18 protein-coding genes are annotated in these 20,788 nt (G+C 69.0%); 14 read left to right on the top strand and 4 right to left on the bottom strand.

What is annotated here, in order from left to right; genetic code table 11:
* Nucleotides 1–32: 32 nt before the first annotated feature.
* The 8 genes from A9974_RS17420 (at nucleotide 33) to A9974_RS17385 (ending at nucleotide 6,521) form a co-directional block, all read left to right on the top strand.
* A complete protein-coding gene (locus A9974_RS17420; protein WP_183005423.1) occupies nucleotides 33–1,280 on the top strand; it encodes an NAD(P)/FAD-dependent oxidoreductase in 1,248 nt (415 codons plus the stop codon).
* A 7-nt stretch (nucleotides 1,281–1,287) separates the two neighbouring features.
* Entirely contained in the window at nucleotides 1,288–1,857 is a 570-nt protein-coding gene (locus A9974_RS17415) for a DUF3261 domain-containing protein (RefSeq protein ID WP_183005422.1), read from the top strand.
* Nucleotides 1,854–3,053, top strand: a complete 1,200-nt coding sequence (locus tag A9974_RS17410) for a beta-ketoacyl-[acyl-carrier-protein] synthase family protein (RefSeq protein WP_183005421.1) — start codon at nucleotides 1,854–1,856, stop codon at nucleotides 3,051–3,053. The genes A9974_RS17415 and A9974_RS17410 overlap by 4 nt, the downstream gene beginning before the upstream one ends.
* The gene (locus A9974_RS17405) at nucleotides 3,050–3,505 is read left to right on the top strand and encodes a hotdog family protein (RefSeq protein ID WP_183005420.1); all 456 of its coding nucleotides are present in this window, start codon (nucleotides 3,050–3,052) and stop codon (nucleotides 3,503–3,505) included. The genes A9974_RS17410 and A9974_RS17405 overlap by 4 nt, the downstream gene beginning before the upstream one ends.
* On the top strand, nucleotides 3,502–4,233 hold the full coding sequence (gene fabG / locus A9974_RS17400; protein WP_183005419.1) for a 3-oxoacyl-ACP reductase FabG: 732 nt from the start codon (nucleotides 3,502–3,504) through the stop codon (nucleotides 4,231–4,233). The genes A9974_RS17405 and fabG overlap by 4 nt, the downstream gene beginning before the upstream one ends.
* Entirely contained in the window at nucleotides 4,233–5,456 is a 1,224-nt protein-coding gene (locus tag A9974_RS17395) for a beta-ketoacyl-ACP synthase (protein WP_183005418.1), read from the top strand. The genes fabG and A9974_RS17395 overlap by 1 nt, the downstream gene beginning before the upstream one ends.
* A 37-nt stretch (nucleotides 5,457–5,493) precedes the next feature.
* Nucleotides 5,494–5,934 (top strand): excinuclease, encoded by a 441-nt coding sequence (locus A9974_RS17390; protein WP_183005417.1) that lies wholly within the window; start codon nucleotides 5,494–5,496, stop codon nucleotides 5,932–5,934.
* 125 nt (nucleotides 5,935–6,059) lie between these two features.
* Nucleotides 6,060–6,521, top strand: a complete 462-nt coding sequence (locus A9974_RS17385) for a GatB/YqeY domain-containing protein (protein ID WP_183005416.1) — start codon at nucleotides 6,060–6,062, stop codon at nucleotides 6,519–6,521.
* Nucleotides 6,522–6,575: 54 nt separating this feature from the next.
* Here the strand turns inward: A9974_RS17385 and dinB are convergent, their stop codons facing one another.
* Entirely contained in the window at nucleotides 6,576–7,658 is a 1,083-nt protein-coding gene (dinB, locus tag A9974_RS17380) for a DNA polymerase IV (protein WP_183005415.1), read from the bottom strand.
* A gap of 171 nt (nucleotides 7,659–7,829) precedes the next feature.
* On the opposite strand from dinB, the gene A9974_RS17375 reads away from it, so the two are divergent.
* Complete coding sequence (locus tag A9974_RS17375) at nucleotides 7,830–8,255, top strand: PaaI family thioesterase (RefSeq protein ID WP_183005414.1); 426 nt, start codon at nucleotides 7,830–7,832, stop codon at nucleotides 8,253–8,255.
* A 217-nt stretch (nucleotides 8,256–8,472) separates the two neighbouring features.
* Here the strand turns inward: A9974_RS17375 and A9974_RS17370 are convergent, their stop codons facing one another.
* Complete coding sequence (locus A9974_RS17370) at nucleotides 8,473–8,928, bottom strand: BPTD_2524 family lipoprotein (protein WP_183005413.1); 456 nt, start codon at nucleotides 8,926–8,928, stop codon at nucleotides 8,473–8,475.
* A gap of 248 nt (nucleotides 8,929–9,176) precedes the next feature.
* Here A9974_RS17370 and A9974_RS17365 point away from each other — a divergent pair, with 248 nt between their 5' ends.
* The gene (locus A9974_RS17365) at nucleotides 9,177–11,081 is read left to right on the top strand and encodes a prolyl oligopeptidase family serine peptidase (protein ID WP_370539643.1); all 1,905 of its coding nucleotides are present in this window, start codon (nucleotides 9,177–9,179) and stop codon (nucleotides 11,079–11,081) included.
* On the opposite strand, the gene A9974_RS17360 is transcribed toward A9974_RS17365, so the two are convergent.
* Entirely contained in the window at nucleotides 11,071–12,294 is a 1,224-nt protein-coding gene (locus tag A9974_RS17360; protein ID WP_183005411.1) for a GGDEF domain-containing protein, read from the bottom strand. The genes A9974_RS17365 and A9974_RS17360 overlap by 11 nt on opposite strands.
* A 653-nt stretch (nucleotides 12,295–12,947) precedes the next feature.
* On the opposite strand from A9974_RS17360, the gene pgaA reads away from it, so the two are divergent.
* Genes pgaA through pgaD form a run of 4 tightly spaced genes read left to right on the top strand, consistent with a single transcriptional unit; the run spans nucleotide 12,948 to nucleotide 19,294 of the window.
* The gene (pgaA, locus tag A9974_RS17355) at nucleotides 12,948–15,422 is read left to right on the top strand and encodes a poly-beta-1,6 N-acetyl-D-glucosamine export porin PgaA (protein WP_183005410.1); all 2,475 of its coding nucleotides are present in this window, start codon (nucleotides 12,948–12,950) and stop codon (nucleotides 15,420–15,422) included.
* 7 nt (nucleotides 15,423–15,429) lie between these two features.
* Nucleotides 15,430–17,511 carry a poly-beta-1,6-N-acetyl-D-glucosamine N-deacetylase PgaB gene (pgaB, locus tag A9974_RS17350; protein ID WP_183005409.1) on the top strand — a complete coding sequence of 694 codons (2,082 nt, stop codon included), beginning with the start codon at nucleotides 15,430–15,432 and terminating at the stop codon, nucleotides 17,509–17,511.
* Nucleotides 17,508–18,845: a poly-beta-1,6-N-acetyl-D-glucosamine synthase gene (pgaC, locus tag A9974_RS17345; protein ID WP_183005408.1), complete on the top strand. Its 1,338-nt coding sequence runs from the start codon at nucleotides 17,508–17,510 to the stop codon at nucleotides 18,843–18,845. Before pgaB ends, pgaC begins: the two co-directional genes overlap by 4 nt.
* Nucleotides 18,842–19,294 carry a poly-beta-1,6-N-acetyl-D-glucosamine biosynthesis protein PgaD gene (gene pgaD / locus A9974_RS17340; RefSeq protein WP_183005407.1) on the top strand — a complete coding sequence of 151 codons (453 nt, stop codon included), beginning with the start codon at nucleotides 18,842–18,844 and terminating at the stop codon, nucleotides 19,292–19,294. The genes pgaC and pgaD overlap by 4 nt, the downstream gene beginning before the upstream one ends.
* 72 nt (nucleotides 19,295–19,366) lie before the next feature.
* Here pgaD and A9974_RS17335 read toward each other — a convergent pair whose 3' ends face one another.
* Nucleotides 19,367–20,623: an MFS transporter gene (locus A9974_RS17335; RefSeq protein WP_183005406.1), complete on the bottom strand. Its 1,257-nt coding sequence runs from the start codon at nucleotides 20,621–20,623 to the stop codon at nucleotides 19,367–19,369.
* Between the last annotated feature and the right edge of the window lie 165 nt (nucleotides 20,624–20,788).

The following is a 20,788-nucleotide window of genomic DNA, read 5'->3' as shown; positions in this document are numbered from 1 at the left end:
TTCTCTAACGATTCTTCAAGGAAACATCCGGCATGGAACATCGGGAAGTGGTTGTCATCGGGGCGGGTCCCGCCGGGGCGGTCGCCGCCGCGCTGCTCAAGCGGCAGGGGCACGACGTCCTGATGCTCGAACGCCAGCAGTTCCCGCGCTTTTCCATCGGTGAAAGCCTGCTGGCCCACTGCCTGGAATTCGTCGAGGAAGCCGGCATGATGCCGGCTGTGCAGGCCGCCGGCTTCCAGGTCAAGAACGGCGCCGCCTTCGCCCGCGGCGACAGCTACACCTATTTCGACTTCCGCGACAAATTCACCCCCGGCCCCGGCACCACCTTCCAGGTGCAGCGCGCCCAGTTCGACAAGGTGCTGGCCGACGACGCGGCGCGCCAGGGCGTGGACGTGCGCTACCAGCAGGAAGTCACCGCCGCCGACTTCTCGGGCGATGGCCCGTTGCTGGACGTGCGCGGCGCCGACGGCGCGCAATACCAGGTGCGCGGCAAGTTCGTACTGGACGCCAGCGGCTATGGCCGCGTGCTGGCGCGCCTGCTCGACCTGGAGCGCGCGTCGTCCATGCCGCCGCGCAAGGCCATCTTCACCCACATCGAAGACCGCATCGACGACCCGGGCTTTGATCGCGAGAAGATCCTGATCAGCGTGCATCCGGAACAGAACGGCATCTGGTACTGGCTGATTCCGTTCTCCAACGGCCGCTGCTCGTTCGGTGTGGTCGGCGGACAGGACCTGTTCGGTGGCGCCGACGAAGACCTGATGACCACCTTGCGCGCCATGGCCGACGCCGCGCCCAACCTGAAGCGCGTGCTGCGCAACGCCGTGTGGGACACGCCCGCCAACACCATCGGCGGCTATTCCGCCAGCGTCACGCGACTGCACGGCCCCGGCTACGCACTGTTGGGCAATGCCGCCGAATTCCTGGACCCGGTGTTCTCGTCCGGCGTCACCATCGCCCTGCGCTCGTCCAAGCTGGCGGCCGACGCCCTGCACCGCCAGCTGAACGGCGAGACCGTCGACTGGCAAGCCGACTTCGCCGATCCGCTGATGGTGGGCGTCGAGACCTTCCGCGCCTACGTGCAGGGCTGGTACACCGGTGAATTCCAGGACGTGGTGTTCTACGAGAACGCCCAGCCCGACATCCGCCGCATGATCAGCTCGATCCTGGCCGGCTACGCCTGGGACCAGACCAACCCGTTCGTGGCCAGCCCGCAGCGCCGCCTGCGCATGCTGAGCGAACTTTGCCGCGCGCCCGGCGCCCAGCCGGTGCCCGCCTGATCCGCCCATGACGCCCGCCCTCTTCCCGTCCTCGCGCCTGGCGCGCGCCGTCCGCCACGCGGCCTCTGTCGCGCTGGCCCTGGCGCTGCTGGCCGGGTGCGCCGGCGCGCCGCCCGTGCCCGCGCGGCTGGCGCCGTTCGACCTGCCGCGCCAGCTTCACGTGGTGCAGTCCAGCCCCGGCCAGCCGGCGCAGGACACGCTGCTGGTGGTGCAGCGCGAAGCCGGCGCCACGCGCTGGTCGCTGTTCGACCCGATGGGCGTGCCGCAGGCGCGCCAGATGCTTGAAAACGGCAAGTGGCGCAACGACGGCTTCCTGCGTCCCAACGGCCAGGCGCGCGACCTGTTCGCCGCCCTGGTGTTCGCCTGGACCCCCGAGGCCGACCTGGACGCGGCCTACGGCGCGGGCGCCTGGCGCGCCACCCGGGCCGATGACGGCGCCGCGCAGCGCGAACTGATGCAGCGGGGCCAGGCGCGCTGGACCGTGCGCTGGCCGGCGGGCGCGCCCGCCGGCGAACTCGATATCCGCGACGCCGGCGGCACCGTCTGGCACGTCGCGCCCTTGAAGGAGCTGCCATGACCGCCTGGTTGAGCCCCCCCGGCGTGGTCTGCGCGCTGGGCGCCGGCATCGACGCCGTGGCCCGCGCCGCCTTTGCCGGCGACACGTCGGGCATGCGCCGGCAACCCGGCTGGGTCGCCGGCCGCGAATTGACGCTGGGCGCGTGCGCCGCGCCGCTGCCCGCCATCCCCGATGCCTTCCCCGCGCATCACCGCAGCCGCAACAACCAGCTGCTGCTGGCCGCCGCCCGCCAGATCGAAGCCCCGCTGCGTGAGGCCGTCGCCCGCCACGGCGCCCATCGCGTCGCAGTGGTGCTGGGCACCAGCACGTCGGGCGTCAACGACAACGCGCCCGCCTTCCGCGGCCTGGCTGCCGACGGCGCCTGGCCGGCCGGCTACGACTACCGGCGCCAGGTGCTGTCGTCGCCCGCCGCGTTCCTGGCCGATTGGCTGGGCGCGACCGGCCCCGCCTACACGCTGTCCACCGCCTGCACCTCCAGCGCCCGCGCGCTGCTGTCCGCGCAGCGGCTGCTGGCCCTGGGCCTGTGCGACGCCGTGGTCTGCGGCGGCGCCGACACGCTCTGCCGCCTGACCATCAACGGCTTCGCCACGCTGGAAGCCGTGGACGAGGCCCTATGCCTGCCGTTTTCGGCCAACCGCCGCGGCATCAACATCGGCGAGGCCGGCGTGCTGTTCCTGATGCAGCGCGAACCCGCCAGCGACGGCGCGGTGGCGCTGCTGGGCGGCGGCGCCAGCTCCGATGCCTGGCACATGTCCGCCCCCGAGCCCACCGGCGCCGGCGCGCTGCTGGCCATGCGCGCCGCCCTGCAAGCGGCCGGCGTGGCGCCCGCCGGCATCGGCTGGGTCAACCTGCACGGCACCGGCACGCAGCACAACGACGCCATGGAAAGCCTGGCCGTGCATACACTGTTTCCGCAGGGCGTGCCCTGCGCGTCCACCAAGCCGCTGACCGGCCACGCGCTGGGCGCGGCCGGCGCCCTCGAGGCCGCGCTGGCCTGGATCACCCTGGCGCCGGCCAACGCCGACGGCCGGCTCCTGCCCCACGTGTGGGACGGCCAGCCCGACCCGGCCCTGCCGGCGCTGGACTTCTCCACGGCCGAACACCGCTATGCCGCGGGCCGGCCCCGCATCGCCATGAGCAATTCGTTTGCCTTCGGCGGCAACAATGCCAGCCTGATCCTGGGGGTATCGCCATGACCAGCTGGCCCCTGTCCACCTTGCTGCCGCACGCCGGCAACATGATCCTGCTCGACGAGGTCCTGGCGTACGACGCCGAGAGCCTGACCGCGCGCGCCGTGGTCAAGCCCGGCCCCTACTCGCTGCCGGACGGTTCGCTGCCCCCCTGGCTGGGGCTGGAACTGATGGCCCAGGCCGTGGGCGCCTGGGCCGGTTGCCAGGCCCGCCTGGCCGGCGCCGAGGTCAAGCTGGGTTTCCTGCTGGGCACGCGCCGCTACGACTGCCATGTCGACGTCCTGCCCGCCGGCGCCGTCCTCACCATCCCTGTGCAACGCGGGTTCATCGACGACAGCGGCATGAGCGTCTTCGAATGTGAACTGCGCGACGGCGACCGCCTGCTGGCGACCGCCCGGCTGAATGTCTACCAGCCCAAGGACCCCACTGTTTTTATCCAGGAAGAGTCACCCCAATGAGCGCCGCTCCCATTCTCGTCACCGGCTCCAGCCGCGGCATCGGCCGCGCCATCGCGCTGGCCCTGGCCGACGCCGGCCATGACCTGGTGCTGCACTGCCGCCAGCAACGCGCCCAGGCCGAGGCCGTGCAGGCCGAAGTCGCCGCCCGCGGCCGCCAGGCGCGCGTGCTGCAGTTCGATGTGGCCGACCGGGCCCAGTGCGCCGCCGTGCTGCAAGCCGACACCGACGCCCATGGCGCCTATTACGGCGTCGTGCTCAACGCCGGCCTGACCCGCGATGGCGCTTTTCCCGCCCTGACCGGCGATGACTGGGACCAGGTGCTGCGCACCAACCTGGACGGCTTCTACAACGTACTCAGCCCCCTGGCGATGCCCATGATCCGCCGTCGCGCACCGGGCCGCGTGGTCTGCATGGCATCCGTCTCGGGCCTGATCGGCAACCGCGGCCAGGTCAACTACAGCGCGTCCAAGGCCGGCCTGATCGGCGCCGCCAAGGCCCTGGCGGTGGAACTCGCCAAGCGCCAGATCACCGTCAACTGCGTCGCCCCCGGCCTGATCGACACCGACATGATCGACGAGCACGTGCCCGTCGACGAAATCCTGAAAGCCATTCCCGCCCAGCGCATGGGCCGCCCCGAAGAGGTCGCGGCCACCGTCGCTTTCCTGATGTCGCCCGGCGCCGCCTACATCACGCGCCAGGTCATCGCCGTCAACGGAGGACTCTGCTGATGAAACGCGTCGTCATCACCGGCATGGCCGGCATCAGCGCGCTGGGGTCCGACTGGGCCACCATCCAGCACGCGTTCGCGTCTGGCCGCAGCGCCATCCGGGTCATGCCCGACTGGGCGCGCTACACCGAACTGAATACCCGCCTGGGCGGCCCCATCGACGACTTCCAGGTGCCCTCGCACTGGACCCGCAAGCAACTGCGCAGCATGGGCCGCGTGTCGCAGTTGAGCGTGCGCGCCGCCGAACTGGCGCTGGACGACGCCGGCCTGCTGGGCGACCCGGCCATCGCCGACGGCCGCATGGGGGTTGCCTGCGGCTCGTCGGTGGGCAGCACCGCCGAGATCCGCGCCTTTGGCAATATGCTGCTCAATGGCGTGACCGACGACCTGAACGCCAATTCCTACGTGCGCATGATGCCGCACACCACCGCGGCCAACGTCGGCATCTTCTTCGAGCTGAAGGGCCGCATCATCCCGACGTCCAGCGCCTGCACTTCGGGCAGCCAAGGCATCGGCTATGCCTTCGAGGCCATCCGCTACGGCCGCCAGGACCTGATGCTGGCCGGCGGCGCCGAAGAGCTCTGCCCCAGCGAAGCGCTGGTGTTCGACGCTCTGTATGCCACCAGCCAGAAGAACGACACGCCCGAACTGACCCCGCGCCCCTACGACCGCGACCGCGACGGCCTCGTCATCGGCGAGGGCGGCGGCATGCTGGTGCTGGAATCGCTCGAACACGCCCAGGCCCGCGGCGCGCGCATCTACGCCGAGATCGTGGGCTTCGGCAGCAATTCCGACGGCACCCACATCACCCGGCCCGAGGCGCGCACCATGCGCATCGCCATGGAAATGGCGCTGGCCGATGCCGGCCTGCCGCCCGACGCCATCGGCTACGTCAATGGCCACGGCACCGCCACCGAGCAGGGCGACATCGCTGAAACCCAGGCCACCCACAGCCTGTTTGGCAGCCGCATGCCGATCAGCTCGCAGAAAAGCTACCTGGGCCACACGCTGGGCGCCTGCGGCGTCCTGGAATCATGGTTCAGCATCGAAATGCTGCGCAGCGACTGGTATGCCCCCACGCTCAACCTGCAGAACGTGGACCCGCGCTGCGGCGACCTGGACTACCTGCGCGAAGGCCGCCGCATGAGCCACGAATACGTCATGAACAACAACTTCGCCTTCGGCGGCATCAACACCTCGCTGGTGTTCCGCCGCTGGCCCTGAAGCCCTTCCCTCAACCTTCCCTCCAGGAACGCATCCCATGAACGTCTCCCGTACGCTGTTTGGCGCCCTCGCCCTGTCGCTCGCCTGCTCGGCCCCCGCGCTGGCCAGGGATACCTCGGTCTACCTGCCGCTGCAAGCGGCGGTCGAGGCCGCGCAAGCCGCCGGCAAGATCGACGGCAGCGTCAAGTTCTACCTGGCCGGCACCGGCCCCAAGGGCCGCGTCGTGGAAGCCGGCGTGGTCACCAACCGCAAGACCAACGCCTTCGGCAAGAAAGACGAAGAAGCCTGCCTGTGGGTCGCGCAATCCGCCGTGATCGCCCTGCACGAGGCCGCCAAGAAGGCGGGCGCCAATGCCGTCACCAACATCGTCAGCTACTACCGCAAGAACGAATACGCCAGCAAGACCGACTACGAATGCCACGCCGGCGCCACCGTGGCGGGCGTCGCGCTGCGCGGCGATCTGGCCAACGTCAAGTAAGGATGGCGGGGAGCCATCCCCGGATGACCGGCCCGCAGAGAGCCGTCCTCCCCGGATGGCCGGCCCCACGCTCCCCTCCGCACGGTTAAACTTCCGGTTTGCCGCAACACCACAAAGGTTCCACCATGAGCACCGCTACGCTCAAGACCCGTTTGTCCGACGCCGTCAAGGACGCCATGCGCGCCAAGGCGAGCGAGCGCCTTGCCACCCTGCGCTTCCTGCTGGCCGCGGTGAAGCAAAAGGAAGTGGACGAGCGCCGCGACCTGACCGACGCCGAAATCACCGCCATCATCGAAAAGCAGGTCAAGCAGCGCCGCGAATCCATCGCCGCGTTCGAGCAGGCCGGCCGCACTGAAACGGCGGAACAGGAAAAGGCCGAACTGGTCGTGCTGCAGGAATTCCTGCCGCAAGCCGCCACGGCCGAGGAAGTGTCCGCCGCCATCGACGCCGCGCTGGCCGAAGTGGCCGCCCAGGGCATCACCGGCGCGCCCGCCATGGGCAAGGTCATGGCCCTGCTCAAGCAATCGCTGGCTGGCCGCGCCGACATGACCGCGCTGTCGCAGCAGGTCAAGGCCCGCCTGGCCTGACGGCCCGCGCCGAGGCGCATCATCAACGGGGGCAGGCATGCCCCCGTTTTCAATTCAGAACGCGCCGCCGAACAGATCAGGCTGGCGCGCTTGCTCGGCCGGGTCGGCGAAGTTGCTCATGCCCACCCCCGCCAGCCGGTACAGCGTGTCCGCCGGCAAATCCACCCGCTCGCACAGCAGCCGCGCCACCGCCGCCAGTTCGGCGGCCGACGCCGGCGGGTTCGGGCTGGTCTGGCTGCGCGTCAGGATGCGGAAACGGTCGGTCTTCAGCTTGAGCACCACCGTGCGCCCCAACGCGCCCTTTTTCTGCGCCTGGTCCCAGACCTTGTCGGCCATGCGGTCGATGGCAACGCCCAGCGCATCGAGCCGGATGTCTTCCGAAAACGTGGTCTCGGCCGACACCTGCTGCAACGGCTGGTCGGTCTGCACCTCGCGTTCGTCGATGCCGCGCGCCAGCTCGTACAGGCGCCGCCCATAGCGGCCGAAGTAGTGTTCCAGTTCCTCGGCGCCATGCGTGGCCAGGTCGCCCACCGTCTGGATGCCCAGTTGCTCCAGCCGCGCCTGCGTCACCTTGCCCACGCCCGGCACCTTGCGTACCGGCAGCGGCTGCAGGAATTCCAGCACCTTGGCGGGCCGGATCACGAACTGGCCGTCGGGCTTGTTCCAGTCGGACGCGATCTTGGCCAGGAACTTGTTGGGCGCGATGCCGGCCGACGCCGTCAGGCCCGTTTCGGCGCGGATCTGCTGGCGGATCACCTGCGCCACCTCGGTGGCCGACGGCAGGCCCAGCTTGTTGACGGTGACGTCCAGGTAGGCCTCGTCCAGCGACAGGGGCTCGATCAGGTCGGTGTGGCGGGCGAAAATCTGGCGGATCTGGCGCGACACGTCGCGATAGCGGTTGAAGTCCGGCGGCACATAGACCGCCTGCGGACAGAGCCGCTGCGCGCGGATCGCCGACATGGCCGAATGCACGCCGAAACGGCGCGCCTCATAGGATGCCGCGCACACCACCGAGCGCGGCCCGGTCCACGCCACCACCACCGGCTTGCCGCGCAGGTCGGGGTTGTCGCGCTGCTCCACGGACGCGTAGAACGCGTCCATGTCGATGTGTACGATCTTGCGGCTGGGCTCGCTCATGTTGCGAAGAAAACGGGCGCTGGCGATGCAGGCATTGAAACGGGTTCGGTGACCGGACGATTATCGGACGCATACCGGACGCTTAGGGGCGCCGGACGCGGCGCGCGCCGGAAAAATGGATATTATGACCGGCAAATTCCCGTCGTATTCCATCCCCGCATACCGGCTTCCATGACTGCAACCGCAACCCCCGCTCCGGGCGACTATTTCGGCCTGGCAATTCCCTTCATGCGCTTTCTCGGCCTGGTGCCCGAAAGCATCGCGCCCGCCTACGCCCGCACCACGCTGCCCTGGCGCCAGGACCTGACCAACAGCCGCGGCGACGTGCACGGCGGCACCCTGATGAGCGTGCTGGACTTCACCCTCAGCGCTGCCGCCCGCGGCTCGGCCGAAGCCACCGAAGGCATGGCCACCATCGACATGAACACCACGTTCCTGTCGCCCGCCACCGGCGACCTGATCATCGAAGCGCGCTGCCTGCGCCGCGGCGCGTCCATCGCCTTCTGCGAAGGCGACATCCGCCGCACCGACGGCGAACTGGTCGCCCGCGCCACCGCCACCTTCAAGATCATCCGCCGCCGACCCGGCGGCGATTGATCCCCTCTTCGAGGAGCCCTGCCCCTGCCGAACGCCCGCTAGAAAAGCCACCCGGCCGCCCGGCCGCCCGAAGGCCGGGTAGCCCCCTCGGGGGGCAGCAAGCGCGGAGCGCGCAGCGTGGGGGCCCACGTCTTTCCCGGCCGCCCGAAGGCCGGGTAGCCCCCTTGGGGGGCAGCAAGCGCGCGTAGCGTGCGCGGCGTGGGGGCTCCCCCTGGGCCTATTTCCCTAGATCACGGGACGGCTTGGCGGGCGGACGCGGGTCCAGCGGCATGTACGTCGCGCACGACGTCAGGTTGTAGAAGATCGCGTCCTGCATGGCGCGCATCGCCGCCACGTCCCAGGTGCCCTTGCCCCACACCACGATGCGGGCGTCGGTCGTCTTGGGGCCCGCCGCCTTGACGTCGACGCGGGTCATTTCGTTGTCGGTGTAGGGGGCCAGCACCCGCACCACGCCGGATTGCGCGCTTTCGTCCAGGTTGGCCACCACGCGGTACGCGTTGTCGGTGCCGCGCAGGCAGGCATTGGCCTGGCGCACCACGGTCGCATAGGCGTCCTTGTAGTTCACCGGCGCCTTGAATTCGCTATGCGGCGACGCGCTGTCCTGCGAGATGCCCAGCGAGCAGCCGGCCAAGCCAAGCGCCAGCGCCGACACCGCGAGCAGATTCCTAACCATGTGTTTCTCCAGATTGATAGCCGCGATTATCCCGCAAACGAGGCAATCCTGGGGACGGGCCCGGGCGGGACAATTTGGTCGCCAAGCGGTTCGACACCCCAGGCGCGGCTATGGCATTATCAATCAGTCCGCCGGCTCCTGGCCGGCCAACGTCCGCAGGCTGCAACGCGCCTGGCCAGGCCCGTCGCGGCCGGCCAGCGGCCGGTGCAGCCGGCTGCATCCGTCGGAGGTCCGCCTTGCTCTCTTTCATGAAAAATACCATTTTGGCCGCCGGCATCGTCGGCGCCTCCCTGGGCGCCAATGCCGCGCAGCCTCCCCGGGCCTATCCGCTGAAAGACTTCTTCCGCAATCCGGAACGCGGTTTCTTCCGCCTGGCCGACGACGGCAAGACCCTGGGCTTCATGCAGCCCACCAGCGTCGACGGCAAGCCGCCCCGCATGAACATCTACGTGCAGGCCCTGGACGGCAGCAAGCCCGTGGGCGAGGCCCGCAAGCTCACCAGCGAATCGGCCCGCGACATCAGCAATTTCTTCTGGAAAGGCCCCGACGTGGTGCTCTACCAGAAAGACTTCGGCGGCGACGAAAACTTCCACGTCCTGGCGGTGGACGCCAAGACCGGCAAAATCACCGACCTGACCCCGTATGAAGGCGTGCGCGCCAGCATCGAAGACGATCTCGAAGACGACCCCGACCACATCCTGATCAGCCACAACCAGCGCGACCCGCAGGTGTTCGACGTCTACCGCGTCAACGTGCACACCGGCGCCGGTGTGCTGGTGGCCCAGAACCCCGGCAATATCGTCGGCTGGCAGACCGACCACGCCGGCAAGGTGCGCGCCGCCGTCACCAGCGACGGCCTGAACACCACCCTGCTCTACCGCGACAACGAAGCCTCGGAATTCCGTCCGCTGCTCACCACCGACTACCGCACCAGCGTCAGCCCGGCCTTCTTCACCTTCGACGACAAGAAGTTCTACGCCCTGTCCAACCGCGGCCGCGACAAGCTCGGCCTGGTGGTGATCGACCCGGCCACGCCCGACCAGGAAGACGAGATTTTCACCCCGGACACGGTCGACCTGGACGCCGCCGGTTTCTCGCGCAAGCGCCGCGTGCTGACGGTGGCGTCCTACCAGACCGACAAGCCGCAATTCAAGTTCTTCGACGCCGAAACCGAAACCCTGTTCAAGAAACTGTCAGCCAAGCTCGAGGGCTACCAGTTCGCCATCCAGGGCGCCAACCGCGAAGAAGACAAGTTCATCGTCGCCGCCTACAACGACCGCACGCCGGGCTCGCGTTATATCTACGATGCCCGCGCCGATACGCTGAACAAGCTGGCCGACATCAATCCGTCCATCCCCGAGGCCGACATGGCCCGGGTGCAGCCGATCAGCTACCAGACCCGCGACGGCCTGACCATCCACGGCTACCTGACCCTGCCCGCCGGCCGCGCCCCCAAGAACCTGGCGTGCATCGTCAATCCGCACGGCGGCCCCTGGGCCCGCGACGGCTGGGGCTACAACCCCGAAGTGCAGTTCCTGGCCAACCGCGGCTTCTGCGTGCTGCAGATGAACTTCCGCGGCTCCACCGGCTATGGCCGGCGCTTCTGGGAAGCCAGCTTCGGCCAATGGGGCCTGAAGATGCAGGACGACATCACCGACGGCGTGCAGTGGCTGGTGCAGCAGGGCATCGCCGATCCCAAGCGCATCGGCATCTACGGCGCCAGCTACGGCGGCTACGCCACGCTGGCGGGCGTCACCTTCACCCCCGACCTGTACGCCGCCGCGGTGGACTACGTGGGCGTGTCCAACCTGTTCACCTTCATGAAGTCGATTCCGCCCTACTGGAAGCCGATGCTCGACAAGATGCAGGACATGGTCGGCGACCCCGAACGCGACAAGGAACGCCTGGCGGCCACCTCGCCCGCGCTGCACGCCGACAAGATCAAGACCCCGCTGTTCATCGCCCAGGGCGCCAAGGACCCGCGCGTCAACAAGGACGAAAGCGACCAGATGGTCAAGGCGCTGAAAGCGCGCGGCGTCGAAGTGGAATACATGGTCAAGGACAACGAAGGCCACGGCTTCCACAACGACGAAAACAAGTTCGAGTTCTACGCGGCGATGGAGAAGTTCTTCACCGAACACCTCAAACCGTAGTGCCCGGCGCCAGCGTGGCGGCGCCGTCCGCCTCGCCCCGGGCCATCTGGCGGCCCGGCCCGCGCCCGCTCCAGGCCATTTCGATACGGTCGCGCCCCAGCTCCTTGGCCTTGTATAGCGCCAGGTCGGCGCGGGCCAGAATGCCATCGGCCGTGTCGCCCGGCTGAAACGTCGCCACGCCGCCGCTGGTGGTCATGCGCACTTCCTGCCCCTGCAGGTACAACGGCGAATCGCGCAGCGCATCGCACACCCGCTGCGCCTGCACCAGCGCGTGAGCGGCATCGCAGCCATACATCAGCAGCACGAATTCCTCGCCCCCCAGGCGGCCGAAACGGTCGCTGGCGCGCACTGCCCTGGGCACCACCTGGGCGAAATGGCGCAGCGCGCTGTCGCCCGCCGCGTGGCCGTAGCGGTCGTTGATGGACTTGAAGTGGTCGATGTCCAGCACCAGCACCGCCAGCCGGCCGTCGCCGCGTTCGCAGCGCTGCAACTCGTGTTCCAGCTCGTCCAGGATGCTGCGGCGCGAATAGGCGCGGGTCAGGCCGTCAAAGGTCAGCGCGGCCTGCATCTGCTCGGACAGCGTGGTCTGGATCAGGAGCAGCAGCGCCAGGAACAGCGCCGGCACGGTCACCGATCCACAGACCATGAAGAACAGGCCCCAGGGCGCCGGATCCAGCAGCGAGGCCGCATGCACCCAGCCACTGCCGTAGACCGCGGCGCGCAACGCGCTCAGCGCGGCCAGGCCGAACATCGACAGCATCACGTACAGCATCACGCCGGGCGTCTGGATACGCTTGCGCTGGCGGTAGACGACCCGCCCCGTGGCGCCCATGAACACACAGGTGTAGCCGGAAAACAGCGTCATGCGCCCGATCAGGTTGTCGGCGGCATACAGCATCAGCGCCATCGCCACGACGCCGATCGCGGCGGCCAGGATGGCGCGCCGGGCATGCGGCCGCAATCCAAAGAACTGCCGCACGCCCACGTACACCAGGCTCATCGCGGCCAGCCAGGCGGCGTTGGACACCATCACGTAGATGCCGGGCGGCATCAGCTCCGACGAGGCGTAGGCCAGCAGCGACAGCACCGCCAGCGCGTTGGCGGCCGTGAAGGTCCGCACGCCCTCGATGCCTCGCGCATGGAACGGCAGCAGCAGCGGCAGGGCCAGCGCCGTCGCCAGACCCCATACGAGAAAAAATAAAGCAGTCGTCATGTGTTTGCGGCTTCGCGCCCTCGTGGGCGGTCGCCGTCGCTTGGAACATCTGTTGCACCGGACTCACAGTCGGGGACGCGTTACACACCAGTATCTTTGACGTCTTTTGTTACCAGCGTGGCAAAGCATCCTGCCACCTCCGTCGCATGAAACGTTCCGTGCCGGGTGTGCCAGCTGGCGGGATACCGGCCACGACGGTTGCACGGTATGCGGCAAAGAATACGCCAAGGCCCCGGGCAACGGCCCGTCCTTTGCACTAATTGACAGTTGGATCGGCCGAAAACCCATAAAGTTCGACTGTCGACGGCGCCATCCGAAGCGCCGAGACCGCACCCCACGGGTGCGGCGCGTACTAGCCATGTACTCCCCAGCAGCTAGTCATTCGGGCGCTCATGCGAGGCCCGTTTGAATGTCAATACACGCTGGCGCGAGTGCGAAGGTCCCCGTAGCGGGCGCCGCGCAGTGAAAACCTGAACGCTCATTCTCTTCGCCGCCGGCGCCTTTGGCGCTTGCGCTGCGCATGACTCGGCAACGCGGCGCACGTGCGCCTGGCCGGCGGAGCCACGAGCGCCCATATCGCAACTGCGGAAGTACTACAGATGCTGAAAAAAGGAACGCCCCGACGGGGCGAGGACGCCCGCCATGCCCCGCTTATGCAGCCGCCGCTACGCGCTGCCTGCGCCCGCTGGCAGGCCCTGACGGCCTGCGCCGTATTGGCGCCGGCCCTGGCGTGGGCCGCCCCGGCATGGGCCGCCCAGGGCAACGATTACGACGCGCTGATCGCGCGCGCCCGGGCCGGCGACTACGAGCCCGCGCTGGCCATGCTGCGCCAGCAAGGGCCCGATGCCAGCCGCCAGGCGGTCTACGACCACATCGTCATCGCCGGCTGGGCCGGCCGCCCGGCCGAAGCCGTGGCCGCCTACGAAACACTGCCCTCGACCGCCGCCCTGCCCGCCGACATCCAGCTGGCCGCGGCACGCGCCTATCGCGACCTGCGCCGCTGGCCCGAGGCCCTGACGGCCTTCCGCGCCGGCCAGCACCGCCATCCGGGCCAAGCCGCCTTCACCGCCGGCGAAATCATGACACTGGCCGACGCCGGCCAGACCGCCGCGGCCCGCGATGCCGGCCAGGCCTGGATCAAACGCGAACCGCGCAACGCCGACGCGCGCCTGGCGCTGAGCTACGTCCACGTGCGCCTGCGCCAGCCCTACGAAGCCCTGCACCAGGCCGACCAGGCGCTGGCCATCGCCCCCGGCACGCCCTACGTGCTACGTGAATACATCGACGCGCTCAGCCGGGCCCGCATGGCCGGGCAAGCGCTGGCGCTGGCCCGCCAGCACCCGGACCTGTACGGCGCCGCCGAACTGCGGCGCTTCGAGGCCGACGCCGTGGCCCAGCAGGTGCGGCTGGCGTCCATGCCCACCCGCAGCGAAGCAGAGCGCTTCGTCATCGCCGACCGCGCGCTGGCGCGCTATGCCGAACTGATCCCCGCCTGGCAGGCGCTGGGCGAGCCGGCGCAGGCCGATGTCGTGCGCGCCCGCATCGACCGCCTGCACGCCCTTCACGCCCGGGTCCGCATGGCCGAGCTGGTGGCCGAATACGAAGCGCTGCAGGTGCAAGGCGTGGCCGTGCCGCGCTACGCGCTGAACGATGTCGCCTCGGCCTACCTGTACCTGCGCCAGCCCGAAAAGGCGCGCGATCTGTACCGTCAGGTGGCCGCCGGCGAGGCCTGGCGCCAGGACGATCCCGAAGACCGCCTCAGCACCGAGACCGGCCTGTACTACGCGCTGGCCGAAGCCGAACAGTTCGACCAGACCGCGCCGGTCACCGACGCGGTCGGATCCGGCTACGCGCCGTGGCTGTATTACAAGGGCCAGGCCACCCGCAACCCCAACGACCTGAAACTGGCCAGCGCCCAGACCGTGGCCAGCGCCCGGTTGCTGGCCGACGACACCGTCGCCGCCCAGCAGCAATTGGAAGACATGGTCGCCAACGCGCCCAACAACTCCACCCTGCGCGCCGACCTGGCGTCGGCCTACCGCAAGCGCGACCGGCCGCGCGCGTCCGAACGCGAACTGAAACTAGCCGAAACGCTGGCGCCGCGCGCGCTGTCGGTCGAGAACGGCCAGGGCTTCACCGCCATGGACCTGCAGGAATGGCGCCAGGCCGAAGCCCTGTCCGCCGACACGCTGGCGCGCGCCCCCGACGACCTGACCAGCCGCCGCCTGGCCCGCGAATGGGAAGTTCACAACAAGGCCGAACTGCGCATCGAAGGCTATCGCGGGCTGGCCTCGGACAGCCCGGTGAACGGCAACGGCGACTTCGGCATCGACGCCGTCCTGTACTCGCCGCCCATCGATTACAACTGGCGCGCGTTCGGCGGCGGCGGCTACGCCACCGGCGACTTCGAGGAAGGCCGCGGCAACTACCGCTGGCTGCGCACCGGCGTAGAGTGGCGCGGCCGCGACCTGACCGTCGAAGGCGAAGTCTCCACCCACAGCTACGGCTACGGCGTCAAACCGGGTCTGCGCCTGTCGGCCGCCTACGATCTGGACGATCACTGGCAAGTGGGCGGCGGCGGCGAAGTGATGTCGCGCGACACGCCGCTGCGCGCGCTCACCAACGACATCTCGTCCAACCGTCTGTCCGGCTACGTGCGCTGGCGCGCTAACGAACGGCGCGAATGGACGCTGTCGCTGGCGCCGTCACGCTTTTCCGACGGCAACCAGCGCTGGGAATTGGGGCTGGCCGGCCGCGAGCGCGTCTACACCGCGCCGCACCTGAAGGCCGACCTGACGCTGGACCTGTCGACCCAGCGCAACAGCCGCGACGACGCGCCCTACTTCAATCCCCGCTCGGACCTGATGCTGCTGCCCGGCGCTCGTGTGACCCACACGCTGTACCGCCGCTACGAAACCGCCTGGGAACAGATCGGCACGATCGGCGCCGGCGCCTATACCCAGCAAGGCTACGGCACCGGCGGCGTCATCGCCCTGGGCTACGGCCAGCGCTACCGCGCCAACGACGTGCTGGACATGGGCGCCATGGTCACCGGCATCAGCCGCCCGTACGACGGCCAGCGCGAGCGCGAATTGCGCATCACGTTCGACCTTGCCTACCGCTTCTGAGACCGCCATGCTGCTCAAGCTACCCACCCGCATTTTCCTGGCGGCCTTGTTGCTGCTGCTCATCCTGGCGCTGACCGCCTGCGCCAAGGACATTCCCGTCTACACGCCGCCGTCCGAACGGCCCGCAGCCGCCGCCGAACAACCGTGGAAGACCGGCCACTTCCTGGCGCTGGCCTACCACGACGTCGAAGACGAAGACCCCGACCAGGGCTTTCTCAGCGTGCGCACCGACCGCCTGGTCGACCAGTTGGCCTGGCTGCGCGAAAACGGCTACCAGGCCGTCACCGTCGACCAGATCCTGGCCGCGCGCCAGGGCGGCGCGCCGTTGCCTGACCGCGCCGTGCTGCTGTCGTTCGACGACGGCTACCGCAGCTTCTACACCCGCGTGCTGCCGATCCTGAAGGCCTATCGCTGGCCCGCGTTGCTGGCGCCCGTCGGCACCTGGATGGACACGCCGGCCGGTAAGCCCGTGGACTTCGGCGGCAGCCCCGAACCGCGCGGCCGCTTCCTGAACTGGGACGAAATCCGCGAGATCTCGCAATCCGGCCTGGTCGAGATCGCCGCACACACCAACGCCTCGCACTACGGCGCGCTGGCCAACCCGCAAGGCAACACCGAGCCGGCCGCCGCCGTTCGCGCCTACGACGCCAAGACCCGCCAATATGAAACCGAGGCACAGTTCAATGCCCGCATGGGCGCCGACGTAGCCGCCATCAGCCGCAAGATCGAACGCGTCACCGGCAAGGCGCCGCGCGTGTGGGTCTGGCCCTATGGCGCCGAAGGCGGCACCACCCTGCGCATCACCGCCGAGCACGGTTACCAGCTGGCGCTGACGCTGGAAGACGGCGCCGGCCGCCTCGACCGCCTGATGTCCACGCCGCGCCTGCTGCTGGCCAGCGATCCGGCGCTGAAGTCGTTCGCCAACAGCGTCGTGGGCATGGAAGCCACGCCCTTCATGCGCGTGGCCCACGTGGACCTGGACTACGTCTACGACCCGGATCCGGCCCAGACCGACCGCAACCTGGGCGAGCTGGTGCAGCGCATCCTGGACATGCAGATCAACACGGTGTTTCTGCAGGCCTACTCGGACCCCACGGGCGATGGGCTGGTGCGCTCCGTCTATTTCCCCAACCGCTGGCTACCCATGCGCGCCGACCTGCTCAACCGCGCGGCCTGGCAGTTGCACAACCGGGCGAACGTGATGGTCTACGCCTGGATGCCGGTGCTGGCCTACGACCTGGACCCCGCCATCCCGCGGGTGACGCGTTGGCAGCCGGACGCGCCCGGGTCACAGCCGGATGCGCCGTCCGGGTCAAAGGCCGAGCCGCAGCCTGCCCCGCAGCCCGATCCCGACCAGTACCGCCGCCTGTCCCCGTTCGACGCCACCGCCCGCGCCCGCATCGGCGACCTCTACGAAGACCTGGCTCGCCACGCGATCTTCGACGGCATCCTCTTCCATGACGACGCTGTGCTGTCCGACTTTGAAGACGCCAGCCCCGGCGCCTTGGCCGCCTACCGCGCCGCCGGCCTGCCAGGCGACATCGCGCAACTGCGCGCCGACCCCGCCACGCTGCAACGCTGGACCCGCTACAAGAGCCGCGCGCTGGTCGACTTCACGGCCGATCTGACCGCGCGGGTGCGCGCCGTGCGCGGCCCGCAGATCAAGACCGCGCGCAACATCTTCGCCATGCCGATCCTGGAGCCGCAGTCCGAAACCTGGTTCGCGCAGAACCTGGACGACTTCCTGGGCGCCTACGACTGGACCGCGCCCATGGCCATGCCGTTGATGGAAAACGTGCCCGCGGGGCAGGAAAACGCCTGGCTGGACAAGCTGGTGGACAAGGTCGCCCAGCGCCCCGGCGGGCTGGACCGCACCGTGTTCGAACTGCAGGCGCGCGACTGGCGCACCGGTCCCGGCCGCCCCGAGGTCACGCCGGTGGACACCGCCGTCCTGGCCGGTTGGATGCAGCGCCTGCAACTGCGCGGCGCGCGCAGCTTCGGCTACTACCCCGACGACTTCTCGCAAGATCAGCCCCGGTTGCAAGGCATCCGGCCCGCCCTCTCCGAAGCCTGGTATCCCATCCGATGATCGACCGACTGATTGCCCTGATTATCCTGCTGGCGGTGCTGGGCGCGCCGTTCGGCTTCACCATGATGCTGACCGGCCAGGCGCTGCTGGGCTTCGTCTTCTTCTACCCGCTCTTCATGTCCGGCATGTGGATGGCCGGCGGCCTGTATTTCTGGTGGCACTGGGAACGGCGCTGGGACTGGGGCCCGGGCCACCCGCCGCCCGCGCTCGCCGGCGCCCCCCTGATCTCCATCCTGGTGCCCTGCTACAACGAGGCCGCCAACGGCGAAGAAACCCTGCTGGCCGCGCTGGGCCAGCACTATCCCAACATCGAAGTCATCGCCATCAACGACGGCTCCAGCGATGACACCGGCCCGATGCTGGACCGCCTGGCCGCCCGGCATCCGCGCCTGCGGGTCGTGCACCTGGCGCAGAACCAGGGCAAGGCCATGGCGCTGCGCATGGGCGCGCTGGCCGCGCGCAGCGAATACCTGGTCTGCATCGACGGCGACGCGGTGCTGGACCCGGACGCGGCCGCCTACCTGGTGGCCCCGCTGATCGACAATCCGCGCGTGGGCGCCGTCACCGGAAACCCTCGCATCCGCACTCGCTCGACCCTGATCGGCCGCATCCAGGTGGGCGAGTTCTCGTCCATCATCGGGCTGATCAAGCGCACCCAGCGCGTCTACGGCCAGGTCTTCACCGTATCCGGCGTGGTGGCGGCCTTTCGCCGCGCCGCGCTGGACCGGGTCGGCTACTGGAGCCTGGACATGATCACCGAAGACATCGACATCAGCTGGAAGCTGCAGCGCGATCACTGGTCGATCTTCTACGAGCCGCGCGGCCTGTGCTGGATCCTGATGCCCGAGACGCTGCGCGGCCTGTGGAAGCAGCGCCTACGCTGGGCCCAGGGCGGCGCCGAAGTGTTCCTGAAGAACCTGCGCTCGATCTGGACCTGGCGCCACCGCCGCCTGTGGCCGCTGATGCTGGAATATTGCCTGTCCACCGCCTGGGCCTTCGCCTTCGGCGTGTCGGTGCTGCTGTGGCTGATCAGCCAGGTCGTGACCCTGCCCCACAACATGCACATCGCCAGCCTGATGCCGCCGGCCTTCACCGGCATGATGCTGGCCGTGGTCTGCCTGCTGCAGTTCGCCATCAGCATCCTGATCGACCGCCGCTACGAGCCCGGCCTGTGGCGCGCGCTGTATTGGGTCATCTGGTATCCGCTGGCCTACTGGATGGTCAGCCTGTTTACGACCCTGGTCAGTTTCCCCAAAGTCATGCTGCGCAAGCAGGCCCGGCGCGCGCGCTGGACCAGCCCCGACCGCGGCATCCAATCTCCGGACGCCTCATGATCATCACCACGCAACGCTCGCGCGCGGGCTACCTGTTCGATCTGCTGTTGACCGCGGTGGGCTGGTTCGCCTTCGTCTATCTATTCGGCTCGGGCATCGCCGCCATCCTGCGCGGCGCCGCCAGCGGCCCAGAGGCCCCGCTGTGGCCGAGCTTCCTGCCCACGCTGCATACGCTGGGCAGCTATGCCCTGCTGGCGCTGGTCAACGCGGCCGTGCTGGTGGCCTGGGCGGTCTACAACCACCTGCGCTTTGGCGGCATGGACCGCCGCCGGCCCATCGAGGCGCTCGACGACTACCAGCTGGCCATGAGCTTCGCGGTCACGCCGCAGCAGCTTGCCCAGCTGCGCGGCGCCCGCATCGCCGTCATCCACCACAGCGGCGACGGCGAGATCCGCGGCATCGACACGGCGCGTCCGCGCCTGAGCGCGGTGCCGGCCAGCGCTGCCTGAGCCGCGCCCGGCATCCCGGGCTGCGGGCTTGCCGGGCGGCGGGCCAGGCAAGCGCCTGCGGCCGCCCCCGCATCAGGCTCGCTTGCGTTCCACGTTGGGCAGCAGCACCGCCACCACGCCCAGCAGCGGCAGGTACGCGCACACCTGGTACACATAGCCGATGCTGGTCGCGTCGGCCAGCTTGCCCAGCGCGGCCGCGCCCAGCCCGCCCATGCCGAAGGCGAAGCCGAAGAACAGGCCCGCGATCATGCCGACCTTGCCCGGCACCAGTTCCTGCGCATAGACCACGATGGCCGAGAACGCCGACGCCAGCACCATGCCGATGATCACCACCAGCACGCCGGTCCAGAACAGGTTGGCGTAGGGCAGCATCAACGTGAACGGCGCCACGCCCAGGATCGACACCCAGATCACGATCTTGCGGCCGATGCGGTCGCCCACCGGACCGCCGACCACCGTGCCCACCGCCACCGCGGCCAGGAACAGGAACAGGTACAGCTGCGCCTCGCGCACCGACAAGGCGAATTTGTCGATCAGGTAGAACGTGAAATAACTGTTCAGGCTGGACAGGTAGAAGTACTTGGAAAACACCAGCAGGCCCAGCACCCCCAACGCACCCAGCACCTGGTTGCGCGTCAGGCCGTTGTCCGCGCCTTCGCGCCGGGCGCGCGGCTTCAGGCGCACACGGTTGGCGCTGTACCAGCGGCCGATGCCGGTCAGCACCACGATGCCGAACAGCGCGGCCAGCGAGAACCAGGCCACGCTGCCCTGGCCATGCGGAATGATGAACAGCGCCGCCAGCAGCGGCCCCAGGGCCGAGCCGACATTGCCACCCACCTGAAACAGCGACTGCGCCAGGCCGTGGCGCCCGCCCGAGGCCATGCGCGCCACCCGCGACGACTCGGGATGGAACACCGACGACCCCGTGCCTACCAGCACCGCCGCCACCAGCAGCCAGCCGAACGACGGCGCCACCGACAGCAACAACAGCCCCACCAGCGTAAAGCCCATGCCCACGGGCAGCGAATACGGCTTGGGATTGCGATCGGTGTAGAACCCGATGAACGGCTGCAGCAGCGACGCCGCCAGCTGGTAGACCAGCGTGATCAGGCCGATCTGCGCGAACGACAGGCTGAACGACTCTTTTAGCATCGGGTAGATGGCCAACAGGATCGACTGGATCATGTCGTTCATCAGGTGCGCCACGCTGATCGCGCCCAGTACCTTGAACGCGGTGGACGGATCGGACACGGCGGGGCTGGGCGCCGGGGCGGCCGCGGGCGCGGCCTGGTCCGGCATATCGACAGCGGGATTCTGGGCGGAATTCATGGGGGGTGGGAAAAAAATGGGCCATGCGCCGGCGGCACGCCGGGCGCTGAAGCTAGTGTAGGAACTGGCGCTGCGCCCCGCCTGCCAATTTTCGTCGGGAAAGTGACAAAATAGCGTATCTCTCACCGGTATTCCGGCCTCATCCTATTGCTGGAAGTGACACCA

The sequence above is a fragment of the Achromobacter sp. UMC71 genome (assembly GCF_014170305.1).
Classification (GTDB): Bacteria; Pseudomonadota; Gammaproteobacteria; order Burkholderiales; family Burkholderiaceae_B; genus Achromobacter.
This window is presented reverse-complemented; position numbering and strand designations above follow the sequence as displayed.

Excerpts from the sequence above, each read along its gene's own strand:
- A9974_RS17415 (WP_183005422.1), top strand. The coding sequence starts at position 1,288 with ATGACGCCCGCCCTCTTCCCGTCCTCGCGCCTGGCGCGCGCCGTCCGC.
- A9974_RS17405 (WP_183005420.1), top strand. The coding sequence starts at position 3,050 with ATGACCAGCTGGCCCCTGTCCACCTTGCTGCCGCACGCCGGCAACATG.
- fabG (WP_183005419.1), top strand. The coding sequence starts at position 3,502 with ATGAGCGCCGCTCCCATTCTCGTCACCGGCTCCAGCCGCGGCATCGGC.
- pgaB (WP_183005409.1), top strand. The coding sequence starts at position 15,430 with ATGCTGCTCAAGCTACCCACCCGCATTTTCCTGGCGGCCTTGTTGCTG.
- A9974_RS17395 (WP_183005418.1), top strand. The coding sequence starts at position 4,233 with ATGAAACGCGTCGTCATCACCGGCATGGCCGGCATCAGCGCGCTGGGG.
- A9974_RS17335 (WP_183005406.1), bottom strand. The coding sequence starts at position 20,623 with ATGAATTCCGCCCAGAATCCCGCTGTCGATATGCCGGACCAGGCCGCG.
- A9974_RS17375 (WP_183005414.1), top strand. The coding sequence starts at position 7,830 with ATGACTGCAACCGCAACCCCCGCTCCGGGCGACTATTTCGGCCTGGCA.
- A9974_RS17390 (WP_183005417.1), top strand. The coding sequence starts at position 5,494 with ATGAACGTCTCCCGTACGCTGTTTGGCGCCCTCGCCCTGTCGCTCGCC.
- pgaD (WP_183005407.1), top strand. The coding sequence starts at position 18,842 with ATGATCATCACCACGCAACGCTCGCGCGCGGGCTACCTGTTCGATCTG.
- A9974_RS17360 (WP_183005411.1), bottom strand. The coding sequence starts at position 12,294 with ATGACGACTGCTTTATTTTTTCTCGTATGGGGTCTGGCGACGGCGCTG.
- A9974_RS17420 (WP_183005423.1), top strand. The coding sequence starts at position 33 with ATGGAACATCGGGAAGTGGTTGTCATCGGGGCGGGTCCCGCCGGGGCG.
- dinB (WP_183005415.1), bottom strand. The coding sequence starts at position 7,658 with ATGAGCGAGCCCAGCCGCAAGATCGTACACATCGACATGGACGCGTTC.
- A9974_RS17385 (WP_183005416.1), top strand. The coding sequence starts at position 6,060 with ATGAGCACCGCTACGCTCAAGACCCGTTTGTCCGACGCCGTCAAGGAC.
- A9974_RS17365 (WP_370539643.1), top strand. The coding sequence starts at position 9,177 with ATGAAAAATACCATTTTGGCCGCCGGCATCGTCGGCGCCTCCCTGGGC.
- A9974_RS17410 (WP_183005421.1), top strand. The coding sequence starts at position 1,854 with ATGACCGCCTGGTTGAGCCCCCCCGGCGTGGTCTGCGCGCTGGGCGCC.
- pgaC (WP_183005408.1), top strand. The coding sequence starts at position 17,508 with ATGATCGACCGACTGATTGCCCTGATTATCCTGCTGGCGGTGCTGGGC.
- pgaA (WP_183005410.1), top strand. The coding sequence starts at position 12,948 with ATGCAGCCGCCGCTACGCGCTGCCTGCGCCCGCTGGCAGGCCCTGACG.
- A9974_RS17370 (WP_183005413.1), bottom strand. The coding sequence starts at position 8,928 with ATGGTTAGGAATCTGCTCGCGGTGTCGGCGCTGGCGCTTGGCTTGGCC.